Raw genomic sequence first — 18,881 nt, 5'->3', positions numbered from 1 at the left:
TCTAAATCAACGTAAACATTAAAGGATATGACATGTTTTTCACTGTTATACAGAAAATTGCTGGTGATGAGAAAGCAGTTAACATACTAATATGTTACTCCCTTTTAGATAAATGATATTCGTAATGGATATCCGGCTCAAGACCGTTATCTTATGCAGAGATGAGAAACAGTATCATGGGAATGTTCTGTTTCTTAAACTAGGGTGGTATCACGAGAACCTCGTCCCTTTATAGGGCGGGGTTCTTTTTGTTTTACGTGAAGATTATAAATGGAGGCGTTTATGAATGGACAAAATTAGTATTACATTTCCAGATGGCAACAGTTCTGAATTTGATAAAGGCATTACTACTGAAGAAATCGCACAATCAATCAGTCCTGGGTTAAGAAAAAAAGCAGTAGCAGGTAAATTTAATGGACAAATGGTTGATTTGACTCGTCCACTTGAAGAAGATGGATCAATTGAAATCGTAACTCCTGGCAGTGAAGAAGCACTTGAAGTGTTACGTCACTCTACAGCGCATTTAATGGCACAAGCATTAAAACGTTTGTATGGCGACGTGAAATTCGGTGTAGGTCCTGTCATTGAAGGCGGTTTCTACTATGATTTCGATACTGATGCTAAAATTTCTTCAGATGATTTCCCCGAAATCGAAAAAACAATGAAACAAATTGTAAATGAAAATCATAAAATTGAACGTAAAGTAGTCAGCCGTAATGAAGCGAAAGACTTCTTTAAAGACGATCCGTATAAACAAGAATTAATCGATGCAATTCCTGAAGATGAAAATGTGACACTATATACACAAGGTGAATTCACTGACTTATGCCGTGGTGTACACGTACCATCTACTTCAAAAATCAAAGAGTTCAAACTATTATCTACAGCAGGTGCATATTGGCGCGGTGACAGCAACAATAAAATGTTACAACGTATTTATGGTACAGCGTTCTTTGATAAAAAAGAATTAAAAGCACATTTAAAAATGCTTGAAGAACGTAAAGAACGTGACCACCGTAAAATCGGTAAAGAATTAGACTTATTTATGAACAGTCAATTAGTAGGCGCTGGTTTACCATTATGGTTACCAAACGGTGCAACAATTCGTCGTGAAATTGAACGTTACATCGTAGATAAAGAAGTGAGTTTAGGCTATGACCATGTTTATACACCTGTTTTAGCTAATGTTGACTTATATAAAACTTCAGGACACTGGGATCATTACCAAGATGACATGTTCCCACCAATGAAATTGGACGAAACTGAAGAAATGGTTTTACGTCCGATGAACTGCCCACACCATATGATGATTTATAAAAATAAACCACATTCATACAGAGAATTACCAATTCGTATTGCTGAATTAGGTACAATGCATCGTTATGAAGCAAGTGGTGCGGTATCAGGCTTACAACGTGTACGTGGTATGACTTTAAATGACGCACACATCTTCGTACGCCCAGATCAAATTAAAGAAGAGTTCAAACGTGTAGTTGAATTAGTTCAAGAAGTATACAAAGACTTTGGTTTCGAAAACTACAGCTTCCGTTTAAGCTATCGTGATCCAGAAGATACAGAGAAATATTTCGATGATGATGAAATGTGGAACAAAGCTGAGGCAATGTTGAAAGAAGCAGTAGATGAAATGAACTTACCGTATGAAGAAGCGGTAGGGGAAGCGGCATTCTACGGTCCTAAATTAGATGTTCAAGTTAAAACAGCTATGGGTAAAGAAGAAACTTTATCAACAGTTCAACTTGACTTCTTATTACCAGAACGCTTCGACTTAGCTTATATCGGTAAAGATGGTGAAGAACACCGTCCAGTAGTTATCCACCGTGGTGTGGTATCAACTATGGAACGTTTTGTAGCATTCTTAACTGAAGAAACTAAAGGGGCTTTCCCAACTTGGTTAGCACCAATGCAAGTTGAAATCATCCCAGTTAATGTGGACTTACATTATGATTATGCACGTCAAATCCAAGATGAATTAAAATCACAAGGTGTGCGTGTAGAAATTGATGATCGTAATGAAAAAATGGGATATAAAATCCGTGAAGCACAAATGCATAAAATCCCATATCAACTTGTAATTGGAGACAAAGAAATTGAAAACAATGAAGTGAACGTGCGTAAATACGGTTCTAAAGATCAAGAAACTGTAGAAAAAGATGAATTCATCTGGAATTTAGTCGATGAAATTCGTCTAAAAAAACAACGTTCAAATTAAGACCTTGAAATCAGTCTGGAATTAAGGTATATTACAATGTAGTTAATTAAATATTAAAAAAGTGTTAGAGGTTGCATCTTTGATGAGTTGCTTATCAGAAGCTTTATTGGAGCGTAGGTTGAATAAGTTAAAGGCAAAGATGCCGAAATTTACAATAGCCATAACTATTGTATTTTGGGTCAGTTTCCGAATAGGAACTGGACTGTCACATAATGTGATGTGCTACCGTATATGATAAATTTCAAGTGATGGTCGCATATCTGTAGCGGCCATCATTTTTTGTATTCATGCAAGCCTCTATACTAAAGAAAGGAATCGATTATGAACAATCAATCTAATCAGGATGCAGGCATCCAAAGAGGTCTGAAAGACCGTCATATTTCCATGATCGCCATCGGGGGATGTATCGGAACAGGATTATTCGTTACATCTGGCGGTGCAATTCATGATGCTGGACCACTCGGCGCATTAATCGCCTACGCAGTTATCGGTATTATGGTGTTCTTCTTGATGACATCATTAGGAGAAATGGCAACGTACTTACCAGTATCTGGTTCATTCAGTACGTACGCAACACGATTTGTAGACCCATCATTAGGCTTTGCTTTAGGATGGAACTATTGGTTTAACTGGGTTATCACTGTAGCAGCTGACGTAACTATTGCAGCGCAAGTGATTCAGTACTGGGATCCAATGAAAGGCATTCCTGCATGGGCATGGAGTGTACTCTTCCTTATCATCATCTTCGCTTTAAACTCATTATCAGTTAGAGTGTATGGTGAAAGTGAATATTGGTTTGCATTAATTAAAGTAATAACAGTTATTGTCTTTATTGGTATCGGTTTACTTACTATTGTCGGTATCATGGGCGGTAAATTCATCGGATTTGAAACATTTACTTCTGGTGACGGCCCGATTTTAGGTGGTAATTTAGGCGGAAGCTTATTATCAATCTTAGGTGTATTCTTAATTGCTGGTTTCTCATTCCAAGGAACAGAGTTAATCGGTATTACAGCAGGGGAATCAGAAAATCCTGAACGTGCTGTACCAAAAGCAATTAAACAAGTATTCTGGAGAATTTTATTATTCTATATCTTAGCTATCTTTGTAATTGGTATGATTATTCCTTATACTCATCCAGCATTGATGGGCGGAGAAGATAACATCGCGACATCACCATTTACATTAGTATTTAAAAATGCTGGTTTAGCGTTTGCGGCATCATTTATGAACGCAGTTATCTTAACTTCAGTATTATCAGCAGGTAACTCTGGTATGTACGCATCAACACGTATGTTGTACTCTATGAGTAAAGATAAACTTGCAGCATCAGCATTTGGTAAAACTACAAAGCATGGTGTGCCATTCTTAGCATTAATCGCAACTGGCGCCGTAACAGTATTAATCTTCTTAATACAACGCTTAAGCGGTGATGCATATGAATACATCGTTGCAGCAAGTGGTATGACAGGCTTTATCGCATGGGTTGGTATTGCAATCAGTCACTACCGATTCAGACGTGCATTTAAAGTCCAAAATTATGATAAACATGAATTGAAATACAAAGCTAAATGGTTCCCATTCGGTCCGATATTCGCAGGTATCTTATGTGTGATTGTTATTATCGGCCAAGATGTTGATTTCATTAAAACAGGTGATTTTGATCCAAATCGCTTCATTATCACTTACATGGGTATTCCAGTTTTCTTAGCATTCTTCTTGTATCATAAAATCAGATATAAAACTAAAAAAATTCCATTGAAACAAGTTGACTTAAGTCAAGACGTGGATATGAGCCAATTTAAATAAAGTTAAAAATTTTAATTGACTTTGTCTTGTAATGTTGATATGATTGTATACGTTGAATACGAAACGAACCAAGTAGAAGCTTCCCGCTTCTCACCTGTAGCGACGCTTAAGGCTGTTGGCAGGTCCAAAACAACGTTACAATGATGACGTTGACTTTATGGAAAAGAGCGGGCACTTCTGTGTCCGCTCTTTTTTACTTGGGATATTTCGTAAATATAACGGAGGTGTTAACCATAGCAAAAGATCAAACGCAAGTTAACGATAGAATTCGCGCAAGAGAAATTCGTGTCATTGGTCAAGACGGTGAACAAATCGGTGTTAAACAAAAACGTGAAGCATTAGAAATGGCTGATCGTGTTGGTTTAGATTTAGTCGTAGTAGCGCCTAACGCTAAACCACCTGTTGCTCGTATTATGGATTACGGTAAATACAAATTCGAGCAACAGAAAAAAGAAAAAGAAATGAAGAAAAAACAAAAAGTTATCAATGTTAAAGAAATTCGTTTAAGTCCAACAATTGAGGAACATGATTTCCAAACTAAGTTGAAACAAGGACGCAAATTCTTAACTAAAGGCGATAAATGTAAAGTTTCAATTCGTTTCAGAGGACGTGCCATCACTCATAAGGAAATTGGTCAACGTGTATTAGAGAAATTTGCAGGTGAATGCAAAGATATCGCTACAGTTGAACAAAAGCCTAAAATGGAAGGCCGTCAAATGTTTATTATGCTAGCACCACTAGCAGAAAAATAATTTTTAAAGATATTACAGGAGGAATTTCATTATGCCTAAAATGAAAACACACCGCGGAGCAGCTAAACGTGTTAAAAGAACTGCTTCAGGTAAATTAAAACGTTCAAGAGCTTATACTTCTCACTTATTCGCAAACAAAAGCACTAAACAAAAACGTCAATTACGTAAATCAGCTTTAGTTTCTAAAAGTGATATGAAACGTGTAGCACAATTATTAGCTTACAAAAAATAAGTTATTAACGAGATAAACACACAGGTCAGCTTTAGCTTTGAAATAAAGAAAGCGCCTGAAACAAATCAAAAATAATCAGAGTTATAGATATAACCAAGGAGGAATTCAATATGCCACGTGTTAAAGGTGGAACAGTAACAAGAGCGCGTCGTAAAAAAGTAATCAAATTAGCTAAAGGTTACTTCGGCTCTAAACATACTTTATATAAAGTAGCTAAACAACAAGTAATGAAATCAGGTCAATACGCATTCCGTGACCGTCGTCAAAGAAAACGTGACTTCCGTAAATTATGGATCACTCGTATCAATGCAGCAGCTCGTAACCACGGCTTAAGCTACTCAAAATTAATGAATGGCTTAAAACAAGCTGACATCGACATTAACCGTAAAATGCTTTCTGAAATTGCAATTTCAGACGACAAAGCTTTCGGCGAATTAGTTGAAAAAGCTAAAGCAGCTTTAAAATAATTCATTTACAATACTCAATCATTGGTAGATAAGCGTACTGATGATTGAGTTTTTTTAATACAACTTTACGTTGATTTTAAAACTTTGATAGAATACAGACAAGTACATAAACACAAAGTAAAGGAGAAACACATGTCGAAATTTGATGAAAGAATAATTGTAGTACCAAGAGAAATTGTTTTTAACAAAGAAAAAGACGCATTTAATGGTTTCTTATCAAAAAATGATCCGTCAGGGGAAGCGATTTTCGATAACTTAGACAAGTACGAAGTGAAACGTCGCGGTGATATGGAAGAAGATCCGACATATAAACAATTAATTTCATATTGTTTATTAGAGAACGAAAAGGGCGAAATATTAGTATATGAACGCCTTTCTGGTGGCGGTGAAAGTCGTCTGCATGGACAGTCATCAATTGGTGTCGGCGGTCATATGAATGATGTTATGGATGCACAATCTATTAATGAAGTCTTACGTGTGAACGCACAACGTGAACTAGAAGAAGAAGTCGGTCTTAACAGCAGCAAAACACAAAACATGGAATACATTGGTTTTATTAACGATGATACGAACGAAGTAGGAGAAGTTCATTTAGGTGTCGTATTTAAAATCAGAGTAGATTCAAAAAGTGTAGAAGCAAAAGAAACTGACACACTTAAAATCAAATGGATGAATCAAGGTAAAATTGAAAATTACGATGATTTTGAAACATGGAGTGCATTAATCTTACAAGCATTTAATTAGAAGCGGGTGTTAATAATGACTGACATAATCCCATTTCCACAAAATCAATCCAAATTGATTAATGATATTAAAACATCTTTTAAGCATGAACAGTATGATAAGATGTATGATCTTTTTATGAAGTATGAAAAAGATTTTGAACTCGATACTGACTTGGCTTTATTGAAGTGTGAAATGCTTCTGAGAATGGAACAATACTTAGAATTGCGTGAAGAAGCGATTATTTTGTTGAAACAAGGCTTCGATGCATATAATCGCTTAATGGTGTATTATATGACAAGTCTGCATGGGTTAGGCCAATATTATGAATGTGTTAACCTGTTCAATCAGATTATTGATCAAGTAAAAGATCATGATATACGCATGCAGTTGTTTCCTATTAAAGAAGATGCACAAATGCAGCTGAATCAAAATAAAAAGCACTATATTTCAAAAATGAGTCGCTTTACAACGCTGACTATTGATCAACAGTTATATTTATTATTCGATATGATGCATGAAGGCCAATATGGCTTTGCGGAAACTTTTGCGGAAATTTTAAATCAAGAACGACTTCATTCGCATGTGCAAACAATTATCTTAGAATATTTGAAAAAAGCGCAGTATCAACACGAAATCAATTTTGTTAAAAATAATGCAGAATTTAAAGTCGTACCGAAAGCTCTGCCAGGACTTGAATATGCATCTTTTACACAAAAGGTAATTCCAGCGGTGATGCAACAATTTGAAGACCAATTCGGCAGTCAGATGCGAAGTGAAATTTCACAGATGTTGCAAGGTTTTGCAATTGGTATTTATCCATTGGAAATCGAACAAGAAGCACCTGTAGACGCATGGATTGACACATTCTTCAATTATATAGAAGATATGTTGAATCTATCAGAATCAGCAGAGAAACATATGAGTGAACCTGTTTTGAAGTGGATTCATGCGATAGAACAGAATATCACTCAATAATTGGGGTAATATGATATTATTGACCTTGATAGAAAATGAAAAATTAGTTTGTTTTAACATTGCGTATACGTTCTAATCACCAGGTTTGTAACCAATTTATACGTATGCTATAATGAAAAAGTTGAAAAATTAAAAAAGGATTATCATGGAGGTTTTTATACATGACAGCAACATGGGAAAAAAAGGAAGGTAACCAAGGCGTTTTAGAAGTTACAGTTCCTGCTAAAAAAGTAGATCAAGCAATCGATCAAGCATTCAAGAAAGTAGTTAAACAAGTAAATATCCCTGGTTTCCGTAAAGGGAAAGTTCCTCGCCAAATTTTTGAACAACGTTTTGGTGTAGAAGCACTTTACCAAGATGCAGTAGATATCTTATTACCAGAAGCTTATGGTGAAGCTATCGAAGAAACTGGTATCAAACCAGTTGATCAACCAGAAATCGAAGTAACACAAATCGAAAAAGGTAAAGACTTGAAATTCAACGCTACTGTTACAGTTGAACCAGAAGTAAAACTTGGTGAATACAAAGGTCTTGAAATTGAAAGACAAAATGCTGAATTAACAGACGAAGAATTACAAGAACAAATTGATCACAGCTTAGGTCACTTAGCTGAAATGGTAATCAAAGAAGATGGTGCAGTTGAAGAAGGCGATACTGTAAACTTAGACTTCGATGGTTATGTTGATGGTGAACAATTTGAAGGCGGACAAGCTGAAGGTTACGATTTAGAAATCGGTTCAGGTATGTTCATCCCTGGTTTCGAAGAACAATTAGTTGGCTTAAAAACTGGTGAAGAAAAAGACGTTAAAGTTACATTCCCAGAAGAATACCACGCTGAAGAATTAGCTGGTAAAGAAGCAACATTCAAAGTAAAAATCAATGAAATCAAATACAAAAATGTTCCAGAATTAGACGATGAAATTGCGAACGAATTAGATTCAGATGCAGATAGCGTTGATGAATATAAAGAAAATCTTCGCAAACGTCTTGAAGAAGAAAAGAAAGTCAATGCTGAAAATATTGAAAAAGAAGAAGCAATCAACAAAGCAGTTGAAAATGCTGAAGTAGATATTCCAGAAGCTATGATTAACACTGAGTTAAACCGTATGATGCAAGAATTCGAACAACGTATTCAACAATCAGGTCTTAACTTAGAAACTTACTTCCAAATCTCTGGTCAAGATGAATCTCAATTAAGAGAACAAATGAAAGACGACGCAGAAGCACGTGTTAAAACTAACTTAACATTAACTGCGATTGCGAATGCTGAAGACGTAGAAGCATCTGAAGAAGATGTTGATAAAGAGTTAGAAGCAATGAGCACACAATTCGGTATCTCTGCTGAAGATATCAAGAAAACATTAGGCAACACTGACTTAATTAAAGGTGATGTACGTGTTAAAAAAGTTATCGATTTATTAGTAGACAATGCTAAATTTGTTGAAGGTAAAGAAGATAACAAAGAAGAAGAAAAAGAAGAAAAAGAAGAAAAATAATTCATTCATTTCCAATTGAATAAATGAATAGGTAGAGGGTGAAGTTGCATGATAACTGATTCATACTGAGATGCATGTGCATCATATGAATTAAAACATGTGATTTCATCCTCTACAGTGATTTACGGTCGAAATCATTTCGTTTTAGATATGCTTGTGCTATATTGTTTGTAAGCAATTTTGTTGCATAACCTTTACAAAATGATATATTCAATATACAAGTTGATAAAGTAATGAAATCACCATAGATAAAATAAAAATAATTGTAAATGAACTAAAACCTGCAAAAATGTCGGATATATACAGGTTTTAAAAGAAACGATAAAGTCTATAAACACATTTATTGCATACTATAAAGTGTTTTAGTATAGTCTTTATGGAATAGAGGTGTAAATAATAAATGTTTAAGTTCAATGAAGATGAAGAAAAATTGAAATGTTCTTTCTGTGGTAAAGACCAAGACCAAGTTAAGAAACTTGTAGCTGGTAGCGGCGTGTACATTTGTAATGAATGTATTGAATTATGTTCAGAAATTGTTGAAGAAGAACTTGCGCAAACTGCTACAGAAGAATTTACAGATTTACCGACCCCGAAAGAGATTATGGATCAATTAAACAACTATGTAATTGGTCAAGAAAAAGCTAAGAAATCATTATCTGTTGCTGTATACAACCACTACAAACGTATCCAACAACTAGGACCGAATGATGACGATGTAGAACTACAAAAAAGTAACGTTGCTTTAATCGGACCTACAGGTAGCGGTAAAACATTACTTGCACAAACTTTAGCTAAAACATTGAATGTTCCATTTGCGATTGCGGATGCAACAAGTTTAACTGAAGCAGGTTATGTTGGTGAAGACGTAGAAAATATCTTACTACGTTTAATCCAAGCAGCTGACTTTGATATTGATAAAGCTGAAAAAGGTATTATTTACGTGGATGAAATTGATAAGATTGCACGTAAATCAGAAAACACTTCAATTACACGTGATGTGTCAGGTGAAGGTGTTCAACAAGCATTGCTTAAAATTCTAGAAGGTACAACTGCAAGTGTTCCACCTCAAGGCGGACGTAAGCATCCTAACCAAGAATTTATTCAAATTGATACAACGAATATCTTATTTATCCTTGGTGGTGCCTTTGATGGTATCGATGATGTCATCAAACGTCGTTTAGGTGAAAAAGTAATCGGCTTCGCAAGCAATGAAGCGGCGAAAGTTGATGAAAGTGCACTATTAGAACACATTCGTCCAGAAGATTTACAATCTTATGGATTAATTCCAGAATTTATCGGACGTATTCCAATTGTCGCAAACTTAGAAACATTAGATATTTCAGCATTGAAAAATATCTTAACGCAACCTAAGAATGCGTTAGTTAAACAATACAAAAAAATGCTTGAGCTAGATCATGTTGAACTAGAATTTACTGAAGAAGCTTTATCAGCGATTGCTGAAAAAGCTATCGAACGTAAAACTGGTGCACGTGGCTTACGTTCAATCATTGAAGAGTCATTAATTGAAATCATGTATGATATTCCATCTACAGATGATGTAGCAAAAGTGGTTATCACTGCTGATACAATCAATAATGAATCTACACCAGAATTGTACGATGCGGAAGGAAACAAAGTGAATTTAGAAAAAACTTCTGCATAGTTTAGATAAATCAAGCACTCTTTTACTCTGTTGAGAGTAGGAGAGTGCTATTTTTATGGGCATTTTTGATAATAGATTCACTTTTAAAATTAAAATTTGATATAATGAAACGCGAATCAATCTAAAAGTAGTAGAAAAGAGGTCGAATATGAATATCAACCCAAATAATATAGAACTGTTAATCAGTGCAGTCAAACCTGATCAGTATCCAGAAACAGGACTTGATGAAGTGGCGTTAAGCGGGCGTTCAAATGTAGGCAAATCAACGTTCATCAATAGTATGATTGGACGTAAAAATATGGCAAGAACTTCACAACAGCCAGGGAAAACACAAACATTGAATTTTTATGATATAGATCAACAACTTGTTTTTGTGGATGTACCAGGTTATGGCTATGCGAAAGTAAGTAAAAAACAGAGAGAACAGTTTGGTAAAATGATAGAAAAATATATTACTGAACGTGAACAATTGAAGCTGGTAATCCAATTAATTGATATTAGACATGCGCCGACTCAAGACGATGTACTGATGTATGATTTTTTAAAGTATTATGATCTGCCGGTTTTAATCATTGCGACGAAACAAGATAAAATCGCCAAAGGTAAGATTCAAAAGCACCTTAAAGTGATTAGAGAAAAACTTGAAATGGAAAGTGAAGATACAATTATCAGTTATTCATCGATAAATAATAAGAATCAACAAGTGATATGGAATGCGATTCAAAGTTATTTATAATGAGTTTTATGTAAAAAGGTGACCTTTATTATTTATGAAACCTATGAATCATGATAAAGACTGTGAGTATCAACTTTTTAGCAAATGTGTCAATAATATGGATGTAGTTAGCATTTAAAGTGAAATATGACAAAATTATGACTAGACCTTTTCTAGATTAGAATATTTCTAATTAAAAAGGTTTGATGACTTTAAGGTTTAAATTTGTGTGTTATAATTAGTGTATTGTCAATAGTATGGAGGGCGTTAAAAATGCATATAATTGCGATAAGCATCAACCATCGTACCGCTGATGTAGCACTGAGAGAGAAAGTTGCTTTCAAAGCTGATGCCATACAAGAATCGCATATTGATTTATTTGAAACTAAATCAATATTAGAAAACGTGATTTTATCAACATGCAACCGAACAGAAGTCTATGCAGTAGCAGACCAGATTCACACTGGACGTTATTACATCCAACGCTTTTTAGCGCGTAAATTCGGTTTAGAAGTTGAAGAAATCAAATCAATGTCTGAAGCATTGGTGGGGGATGAAGCTGTAGAACATTTATTTAATGTAACTTCAGGCTTAGATTCTATTGTGTTAGGGGAAACACAAATTCTTGGCCAAATGAGAGATGCATTCTTTACAGCACAAGAAGTTGGTACAACAGGTACGATTTTCAATCATTTATTTAAACAAGCAATCACATTTGCGAAACGTGCACATCATGAATCTGATATTGCTGATAATGCTGTCAGTGTTTCATATGCAGCCGTAGAATTAGCTAAAAAAGTATTCGGCAATCTTAAATCACAACACGCTGTGATTATTGGTGCCGGCGAAATGAGTGAACTCTCATTACTGAACCTAATGGGTTCAGGTATCGAACATGTTACGGTTGTGAATAGAACAGCTGAGCGTGCACGTCAATTAGCAGAGAAGCATCAAGCTTCTTATGCCACTATGGAAGAATTAGAAAACTTATTAGTCAATGCGGATATAGTAATTAGTTCAACAAGTGCATCTGACTATATTATTACTCGAAATATGATGGAATCTGTAAAACGTCAACGTAAACAAGAGTCAATGGTTTTAATCGATATTGCGGTACCTAGAGATATTGATCCAGCTATTGAATCCGACATGAACATTTTCAGCTACGATATCGATGACCTAAAAGGACTTGTTGATGCTAATTTACGTGAAAGAGAAGCAGCAGCAGCGCAAATCGCTGAACAAATTCCACATGAAATCGCAACGCATAACGATTGGGTCAACATGTTAGGTGTCGTTCCTGTTATCAGAGCTTTACGTGAAAAAGCAATGCATATCCAACAAGAAACTATGGATAGCATTGACCGTAAATTACCTGATTTAAGTGAACGTGAACGTAAAGTGATTTCTAAACATACTAAAAGTATCATTAATCAAATGTTGAAAGATCCGATTAAACAAGCTAAAGAATTGAGTAATGATAAAAATAGCAGTGAAAAATTAGAGCTGTTCCAAAATATCTTTGATATTGAAGCTGAAAGCGAATATGAAAAGAGTGTTGCAAAAAAAGAACGCCGACTTTCAGCAAGACAAATCTTAGGTTTTGATTAAACAGCCATAGTATGGTGATGATATGCAAGATATATTTTTCGTGCGTTTCCATGAAGTAACCTTGCTGATTTATTTACTCAGTATTTCTTGCTATTTTTATGATTTTTTTAAAAAGAATCATAAAATTAGAACCTTAGGGTTCTACACACTAGGGATTGTTTGGTTACTGCAAACAATCTCTTTGTCTTTATATATCAATATGGCCAGAGCGGTTCCGCTCGGTTCGGTCTTTGATGTGTTTTATTTTTTGAACTGGATGATTTTATCGATTTCTATAGTCATCAGTGTTGTAAAACATTTAGACTTTTCTATATTTTTGTTTAATGCCATTGGGTTTGTTGTGATGTCGATACATACCTTCAGACCAAATGAAACATATATTCGAGATGCAGAATTCAATGTTAATCATGAATTGTTGATTATACATGTCTCGCTGGCCATTATCAGTTATGCATTATTTTCACTCGCATTTGTAAATGGTGTGTTATATGTATTGCAGTATCGTAACCTTAAACACAAGCATTTCGATCAAAAATATTTTAGAATAGGTAGTGTGTACAGCTTAGAAAAGATGACGTTTTATTCAACAGTCATCGGATTAGTTATTTTAATTATCGGAGTAATTTTAGGCGCACAATGGGGTTTTCAGACAATAGGTTTCAATATTTTGCTAGATCCTAAAGTGGTATCTTCAATAATTGTAATGATTTGTTATGGTATCTACATTCTCTTACGAACAAGAAAATGGGTAAGCCCTTTAAATCATGTTTTATTTAATATGCTGATTTATCTTTTCAGTATGTTCAACTTATTGTTTATTTCTCATTTTCCGAATTTCTTCGGATAAAGTATAACCTTATGCAGAGGAGGACGTTGGCATGCGTAAGCTTGTCGTTGGTTCAAGAAGAAGTAAATTGGCATTGACTCAGAGTCGTCAATTTATTGAAAAGTTAAAAGAGGTACAACCAGATTTAGATATTGAAATCAAAGAAATCGTCACAAAAGGTGATCAGATTGTAGATAGACAACTTTCTAAAGTCGGGGGTAAAGGTTTGTTTGTTAAAGAAATACAACAAGCCTTATTTGACCATGAGATTGATTTAGCCATTCACTCTTTAAAAGACGTGCCAAGTGAATTACCAGAAGGGCTAACACTTGGATGTGTTCCTGATAGAGAAATTCCATTTGATGCATTTATTTCTAAAAATCATGTGAAACTTGCAGATTTACCGGATGGTAGCATTGTTGGTACAAGTTCTTTAAGACGTGGCGCACAAATCCTAGCAAAATACCCTAATCTTGAAATCAAATGGATTAGAGGTAATATCGATACAAGACTTAATAAACTAGAAACTGAAGATTATGATGCGATTATTCTCGCAGCTGCAGGCCTACGTAGAATGGGTTGGTCTGATGATATCGTTACCGAGTATTTACAACCAGATTTACTCATTCCAGCAATCGGTCAAGGTGCACTAGGAATTGAATGTCGTAGTGATGACGAAGAACTTTTAGACCTGTTGAAAAAAGTGCATAATCAAAGCGTAGCAGAATGTGTTACTGCAGAGCGTACGTTTCTTAAAGAAATGAACGGTAGTTGCCAAGTCCCTATTGGAGGTTACGCAACAGTTGATAATGACGGACAGCTAACATTTACAGGCTTGATTATGTCGCCTGACGGTAAACAACGCTTTGAACATACGGTTAACGGACAAAACCCAGTTGAACTTGGCAAAGCAGCAAGTGATGTCTTGAAAGAACAAGGTGCATATGAAATCATTAAAGCATTAAATGATGAAGCCTAATCTATAAGTCGGAGATGAATTGCTATGAGTGCATCAGTCATAATGACGCAATCTAGTTCAATGCCAACAGAAGATCAAAGATGGATACATTTGCCTTTTATTAAATTAGAACCACTCGCTTTTGATGATTCTGTATTAAATCGTTCTTATACTTGGCTTGTATTTTCTTCTAAAAACGCAGTGCGATATTTTTTGCCGTATCTTTCACTATTACGCTATGAAAAGGTAGCAGTTATAGGTGAAAAAACACAACGCTTTTGTGAACAACATGGTATAGAAGTAGATTTTTGTCCTGAAGATTTTTCACAAGAAGGATTTCTAGATAAGTTTACGTTCAAAGAAGGAGCCTCTATTTTTATACCCAGCAGTAAAGCAGCACGACCTATATTAGAAGAGGTATTAAAAGAACGTGGGGCAGATGTGGTAAAAATTGATTTATATGAACCTGTTGAGCATCAACAGAATATTCTTTATGCGATTAAGTTGTTAAAAGAACAGTCAGCTGATGGTATTGCATTTGCGAGTTCATCTTCCGCTGAGAACTTTTTTAAAGCATTGAAACGATGCCAAGTACAACCTGATTTTGAGTGTTATGCTATTGGTCAACCAACTTATGAAACAGTTCGTAAAAATGGTTATGATGCTGTCATAGCACAAAAACAAACAATTGATGGTTTAATCTATACAATAAAAGAAAGTAGGAATCTTAAATGAGTTTTGATAGACACAGAAGATTACGTATTAATGAATCAATGCGCAGTCTTGTAAGAGAAAATCACGTACGTAAAGAAGATTTGATTTATCCTATCTTTGTCGTAGAAAGAGACGATGTTAAACAAGAAATTCCATCTATGCCAGGGATTTATCAAATCAGCTTGAATCACCTAGAAGAAGAATTGCAAGAAGCTTATGATTTAGGTATCAGAGCGGTGATGTTCTTTGGTGTCCCAAATGAAAAAGATTCAGTGGGTACAGGTGCTTATGCACATGAAGGTATCATTCAACAGGCAACTAGAAAATCTAAAAAACTTTATCCAGACATGTTAGTGTTAGCAGATACATGTTTATGTGAATATACAGATCATGGCCACTGCGGTTTAATTGATGATCATACACATGATGTTGATAATGATAAAACATTACCATTGCTTGTGAAAACAGCAATTTCTCAAGTAGAAGCGGGTGCTGATATTATTGCGCCAAGTAATATGATGGATGGTTTTGTGACTGAAATTCGTAAAGGTTTAGATGATGCAGGTTACTACAATATTCCAATCATGAGCTATGGTATTAAATATGCATCAAGTTTCTATGGTCCATTCCGTGATGCTGCTGAATCAACACCATCATTTGGTGATCGCAGAACATATCAAATGGATCCAGCTAACCGTCGTGAAGCACTGCTTGAACTTGAAAGTGACTTAAAAGAAGGTGCAGATATGATGATTGTGAAACCTGCGTTAAGTTACTTAGACATTATCAGAGATGTTAAAGAAAGAACGAATGTTCCAGTTATCGCATATAATGTCAGCGGTGAATACAGTATGGTTAAAGCAGCTGCATTACAAGGATGGATTGACGAAGAACGTAACGTTATGGAACAAATGGTTTCAATGAAACGAGCAGGTGCAGACATGATTATTACGTATTTCGCGAAAGATGTTTGTCGTTATTTAGATAAGGAGGACAAATAAATGAGTTACGAAAAGTCTATTGAAGCATTTAAAAAAGCTGAACAATTAATGCCCGGCGGTGTGAATAGTCCAGTTCGTGCATTTAAATCTGTAGATATGCCAGCAATCTTTATGGATCATGGTAAAGGTTCTAAAATCTATGATATCGATGGAAATGAGTATATTGATTATGTATTAAGCTGGGGACCTTTAATTTTAGGTCATGAAAACAAACAAGTGATTGACAGCTTGCATAAAGCAGTCGATAAAGGTACAAGTTTTGGTGCTTCTACATTAGAAGAAATTAAATTGGCAGAACTTGTAGTCGACCGTGTACCATCAATTGAAAAAGTCAGAATGGTTTCATCAGGTACAGAAGCAACTCAAGATACAATTCGTTTGGCTAGAGGTTACACAGGCCGCGATAAAATCGTGAAGTTTGAAGGCTGCTACCATGGTCACAGTGACTCACTTTTAATTAAAGCGGGTTCTGGTGTTGCGACTTTAGGTTTACCAGATTCTCCTGGCGTACCTGAAGGAACAGCAAAAAGTACGATTACAGTGCCTTATAACGATTTAGATGCGATTAAACAAGCGTTTGAAATGTATGGCGATGACATTGCCGGCGTGATTGTAGAACCTGTAGCAGGTAATATGGGGGTTGTTCCACCAATTGAAGGTTTCTTACAAGGATTAAGAGATATCACGAATGAGTATGGTTCATTATTAATCTTTGACGAAGTTATGACTGGCTTCAGAGTTGGTTATAACTGTGCACAAGGTTACTTCGATGTTATGCCTGACTTAACTTGCTTAGGTAAAGTAATCGGTGGCGGTTTACCAGTCGGTGCATTCGGCGGTAAAGCGGAAATTATGGATAAAATTGCGCCAGTGGGTTCAATTTATCAAGCAGGTACATTATCAGGTAACCCATTAGCAATGACAAGTGGTTATGAAACACTGAGTCAACTTACACCAGAAAGCTATGAATACTTCAATGAACTTGGAGATATTTTAGAAGAAGGTTTGAAAAAAGTTGCGAAAAAACATAATGTACCATTAACAGTTAACCGAGCAGGTTCAATGATTGGTTACTTCTTAAATGAAGGTCCAGTGACTAACTTTGCTCAAGCAAACCAAAGTGACTTGAAACTCTTCTCAGAAATGTATCGTGAAATGGCTAAAGAAGGCGTCTTCTTACCACCATCTCAATTCGAAGGTACATTCTTATCTACTGCGCATACAAAAGAAGATATTGAGAGAACAATTGAAGCGTTTGATAAAGCATTTGAACGCGTCACAAATAAATAATATAAATTCACTTAATTAGAGAGTGAGACATCAAATTCTAGGTGTCTCACTCTCTTTTTGTATAAATTATTTTTGTGAACGATTATAATATCGGTTAGAAATCAATTCTTATAACTTTCGTATAAAGCGTGTTATGATGATAATGAATGAAAAGTAGTGGGATAAGGGTAGTGGTAATCAATGAATAAAAAATTGCGTAATAATATTATAGTATTATTACTGGCAATCGTTATCAGTTTGATTCTATCTGCAATGAATATCATGCTGCCTTATATGTTTGGTCCTATAATCGCAAGTATCATTTGTATCCGAGTCTTCAAGTTGGAAGTAGAATGGCCGTTTTGGCTCAGTCAGTTGGGTTTAATTTTACTAGGGGTACAAATTGGATCCACATTTACACGGACGGTTTTAAATGATATTACGCAAAACTGGTTATCTATTGTTTTAGTAACAGTATTGCTGTTGGGGATGGCAATACTGATTGCATATTTCTTTAAAAAGATTGCAAAAGTAAATAATGAAACAGCATTGTTAAGTGTTATTCCTGGAGCATTAAGCCAGATGTTAATTATGGCTGAGGAAGACAAGCGTGCCAATATATTAGTAGTGAGTTTAACACAGACTTCACGTGTTATCTTCGTAGTCATCTTGGTTCCAATGATGTCTTATTTTATGTCGAGTGGAAGCGGAGAAGCATCTAGCAGTAAATTGGTGGAACTTGAACCGCTCACTCACGTGTTGAATATTGGACAAATCGTATTGTTGATTGTTGCTATTGCGATCGTTTACTTTGTAATGGCAAAAATTAATTTTCCAACGAAGCAATTGCTGGCTCCAATTGTGGTATTAATTGCTTGGAACATGTTTACGAATGAAACATTTTCACTGGATAACTATTTAATTGCGGCAGCACAGATTGCCTATATGATTAGAATCGGTATTCAAATTTCTAAATTAATGAATGATTTAAAAGGACGCGTGGCAGTTGCTATTGCTTTCCAAAATGTAATGCTCATCTTATTAGCTGGTGTCATGGTCTATTTAATATCACTCTTTAATCATATGCCGTTAAATGATTTATTCTTAGGTGCAGCACCCGGAGGTATGAGTCAAATTGTCTTGGTTGCGATGGAAACACATGCTGATGTAGCCATCATTTCTAGTTTCCATATCTTTAGAATTTTCTTCATTTTATTCTTAATCGCGCCAATCATAAAATATTTCTTAAGCTATACTGAGCGTAAACTGAATAAGTAGCACATGAAAATAACCGCCCGATGAGGCGGTTACAGACCGTAGACAAACTACCGTTATAACTTGAAAAAGTGTAACGGTAGTTTATTTTTTTTATGAAATTTTCGAAAATATGTATAAAAATCTTTATAATAGAAGTCCTCACGGACTCTTATGTAAGCC

General features: G+C 35.2%; 17 protein-coding genes, 1 riboswitch and 1 other annotated feature. All 17 genes read left to right on the top strand.

Going from position 1 to position 18,881, the window contains the following annotated elements:
* Window positions 1-286: 286 nt before the first annotated feature.
* The 17 genes from thrS to KRR19_RS07675 all read left to right on the top strand — a co-directional run bounded on the left by thrS (window position 287) and on the right by KRR19_RS07675 (window position 18,722).
* Entirely contained in the window at window positions 287-2,230 is a 1,944-nt protein-coding gene (gene thrS / locus KRR19_RS07755) for a threonine--tRNA ligase (RefSeq protein WP_002481159.1), read from the top strand.
* Window positions 2,231-2,287: 57 nt separating this feature from the next.
* Window positions 2,288-2,463, top strand: a riboswitch (Lysine riboswitch).
* Window positions 2,464-2,551: 88 nt separating this feature from the next.
* The gene (locus KRR19_RS07750; RefSeq protein WP_002481158.1) at window positions 2,552-4,039 is read left to right on the top strand and encodes an amino acid permease; all 1,488 of its coding nucleotides are present in this window, start codon (window positions 2,552-2,554) and stop codon (window positions 4,037-4,039) included.
* 64 nt (window positions 4,040-4,103) lie between these two features.
* Window positions 4,104-4,240 (top strand) — a sequence feature (ribosomal protein L20 leader region).
* Window positions 4,241-4,263: 23 nt separating this feature from the next.
* The gene (gene infC / locus KRR19_RS07745) at window positions 4,264-4,791 is read left to right on the top strand and encodes a translation initiation factor IF-3 (protein ID WP_031262802.1); all 528 of its coding nucleotides are present in this window, start codon (window positions 4,264-4,266) and stop codon (window positions 4,789-4,791) included.
* 31 nt (window positions 4,792-4,822) lie between these two features.
* Window positions 4,823-5,023, top strand: coding sequence for a 50S ribosomal protein L35 (gene rpmI, locus KRR19_RS07740; RefSeq protein WP_002481156.1), 201 nt, complete (start codon window positions 4,823-4,825; stop codon window positions 5,021-5,023).
* Between the two features lie 110 nt (window positions 5,024-5,133).
* Window positions 5,134-5,490 (top strand): 50S ribosomal protein L20, encoded by a 357-nt coding sequence (rplT, locus tag KRR19_RS07735; protein ID WP_002481155.1) that lies wholly within the window; start codon window positions 5,134-5,136, stop codon window positions 5,488-5,490.
* 132 nt (window positions 5,491-5,622) lie between these two features.
* Window positions 5,623-6,234: an NUDIX domain-containing protein gene (locus KRR19_RS07730; RefSeq protein ID WP_156666380.1), complete on the top strand. Its 612-nt coding sequence runs from the start codon at window positions 5,623-5,625 to the stop codon at window positions 6,232-6,234.
* A 15-nt stretch (window positions 6,235-6,249) separates the two neighbouring features.
* On the top strand, window positions 6,250-7,191 hold the full coding sequence (locus tag KRR19_RS07725) for a hypothetical protein (RefSeq protein WP_156666379.1): 942 nt from the start codon (window positions 6,250-6,252) through the stop codon (window positions 7,189-7,191).
* Window positions 7,192-7,352: 161 nt separating this feature from the next.
* On the top strand, window positions 7,353-8,687 hold the full coding sequence (gene tig, locus KRR19_RS07720) for a trigger factor (RefSeq protein WP_107593436.1): 1,335 nt from the start codon (window positions 7,353-7,355) through the stop codon (window positions 8,685-8,687).
* A gap of 400 nt (window positions 8,688-9,087) precedes the next feature.
* The gene (gene clpX / locus KRR19_RS07715; protein ID WP_023016082.1) at window positions 9,088-10,350 is read left to right on the top strand and encodes an ATP-dependent Clp protease ATP-binding subunit ClpX; all 1,263 of its coding nucleotides are present in this window, start codon (window positions 9,088-9,090) and stop codon (window positions 10,348-10,350) included.
* Between the two features lie 148 nt (window positions 10,351-10,498).
* Window positions 10,499-11,086: a ribosome biogenesis GTP-binding protein YihA/YsxC gene (yihA, locus tag KRR19_RS07710; RefSeq protein WP_023016081.1), complete on the top strand. Its 588-nt coding sequence runs from the start codon at window positions 10,499-10,501 to the stop codon at window positions 11,084-11,086.
* Between the two features lie 252 nt (window positions 11,087-11,338).
* Complete coding sequence (gene hemA, locus KRR19_RS07705; RefSeq protein WP_002481149.1) at window positions 11,339-12,676, top strand: glutamyl-tRNA reductase; 1,338 nt, start codon at window positions 11,339-11,341, stop codon at window positions 12,674-12,676.
* A gap of 22 nt (window positions 12,677-12,698) precedes the next feature.
* Entirely contained in the window at window positions 12,699-13,523 is an 825-nt protein-coding gene (locus KRR19_RS07700) for a cytochrome C assembly family protein (RefSeq protein ID WP_002481148.1), read from the top strand.
* Window positions 13,524-13,554: 31 nt separating this feature from the next.
* Complete coding sequence (hemC, locus tag KRR19_RS07695; RefSeq protein WP_002481147.1) at window positions 13,555-14,481, top strand: hydroxymethylbilane synthase; 927 nt, start codon at window positions 13,555-13,557, stop codon at window positions 14,479-14,481.
* A 60-nt stretch (window positions 14,482-14,541) separates the two neighbouring features.
* A complete protein-coding gene (locus KRR19_RS07690; protein ID WP_234016460.1) occupies window positions 14,542-15,195 on the top strand; it encodes a uroporphyrinogen-III synthase in 654 nt (217 codons plus the stop codon).
* Window positions 15,192-16,175 (top strand): porphobilinogen synthase, encoded by a 984-nt coding sequence (gene hemB, locus KRR19_RS07685; RefSeq protein WP_002481145.1) that lies wholly within the window; start codon window positions 15,192-15,194, stop codon window positions 16,173-16,175. Before KRR19_RS07690 ends, hemB begins: the two co-directional genes overlap by 4 nt.
* A complete protein-coding gene (gene hemL, locus KRR19_RS07680; protein WP_002481144.1) occupies window positions 16,176-17,465 on the top strand; it encodes a glutamate-1-semialdehyde 2,1-aminomutase in 1,290 nt (429 codons plus the stop codon).
* 180 nt (window positions 17,466-17,645) lie between these two features.
* Complete coding sequence (locus tag KRR19_RS07675) at window positions 17,646-18,722, top strand: AbrB family transcriptional regulator (protein ID WP_002481143.1); 1,077 nt, start codon at window positions 17,646-17,648, stop codon at window positions 18,720-18,722.
* The last annotated feature ends 159 nt before the right edge of the window (window positions 18,723-18,881 follow it).

Origin of the sequence: Staphylococcus sp. CWZ226, from assembly GCF_018986355.1 — a bacterium.
GTDB lineage: Bacteria > Bacillota > Bacilli > Staphylococcales > Staphylococcaceae > Staphylococcus > Staphylococcus simulans.
This window is presented reverse-complemented; position numbering and strand designations above follow the sequence as displayed.

Bases quoted from the DNA above. Each gene is read 5' to 3' on its own strand.
- KRR19_RS07700 (WP_002481148.1), top strand. From the start codon at position 12,699: ATGCAAGATATATTTTTCGTGCGTTTCCATGAAGTAACCTTGCTGATT.
- rplT (WP_002481155.1), top strand. From the start codon at position 5,134: ATGCCACGTGTTAAAGGTGGAACAGTAACAAGAGCGCGTCGTAAAAAA.
- KRR19_RS07730 (WP_156666380.1), top strand. From the start codon at position 5,623: ATGTCGAAATTTGATGAAAGAATAATTGTAGTACCAAGAGAAATTGTT.
- hemC (WP_002481147.1), top strand. From the start codon at position 13,555: ATGCGTAAGCTTGTCGTTGGTTCAAGAAGAAGTAAATTGGCATTGACT.
- hemB (WP_002481145.1), top strand. From the start codon at position 15,192: ATGAGTTTTGATAGACACAGAAGATTACGTATTAATGAATCAATGCGC.
- thrS (WP_002481159.1), top strand. From the start codon at position 287: ATGGACAAAATTAGTATTACATTTCCAGATGGCAACAGTTCTGAATTT.
- hemL (WP_002481144.1), top strand. From the start codon at position 16,176: ATGAGTTACGAAAAGTCTATTGAAGCATTTAAAAAAGCTGAACAATTA.
- rpmI (WP_002481156.1), top strand. From the start codon at position 4,823: ATGCCTAAAATGAAAACACACCGCGGAGCAGCTAAACGTGTTAAAAGA.
- KRR19_RS07750 (WP_002481158.1), top strand. From the start codon at position 2,552: ATGAACAATCAATCTAATCAGGATGCAGGCATCCAAAGAGGTCTGAAA.
- tig (WP_107593436.1), top strand. From the start codon at position 7,353: ATGACAGCAACATGGGAAAAAAAGGAAGGTAACCAAGGCGTTTTAGAA.
- hemA (WP_002481149.1), top strand. From the start codon at position 11,339: ATGCATATAATTGCGATAAGCATCAACCATCGTACCGCTGATGTAGCA.
- KRR19_RS07690 (WP_234016460.1), top strand. From the start codon at position 14,542: ATGCCAACAGAAGATCAAAGATGGATACATTTGCCTTTTATTAAATTA.
- yihA (WP_023016081.1), top strand. From the start codon at position 10,499: ATGAATATCAACCCAAATAATATAGAACTGTTAATCAGTGCAGTCAAA.
- KRR19_RS07675 (WP_002481143.1), top strand. From the start codon at position 17,646: ATGAATAAAAAATTGCGTAATAATATTATAGTATTATTACTGGCAATC.
- KRR19_RS07725 (WP_156666379.1), top strand. From the start codon at position 6,250: ATGACTGACATAATCCCATTTCCACAAAATCAATCCAAATTGATTAAT.
- clpX (WP_023016082.1), top strand. From the start codon at position 9,088: ATGTTTAAGTTCAATGAAGATGAAGAAAAATTGAAATGTTCTTTCTGT.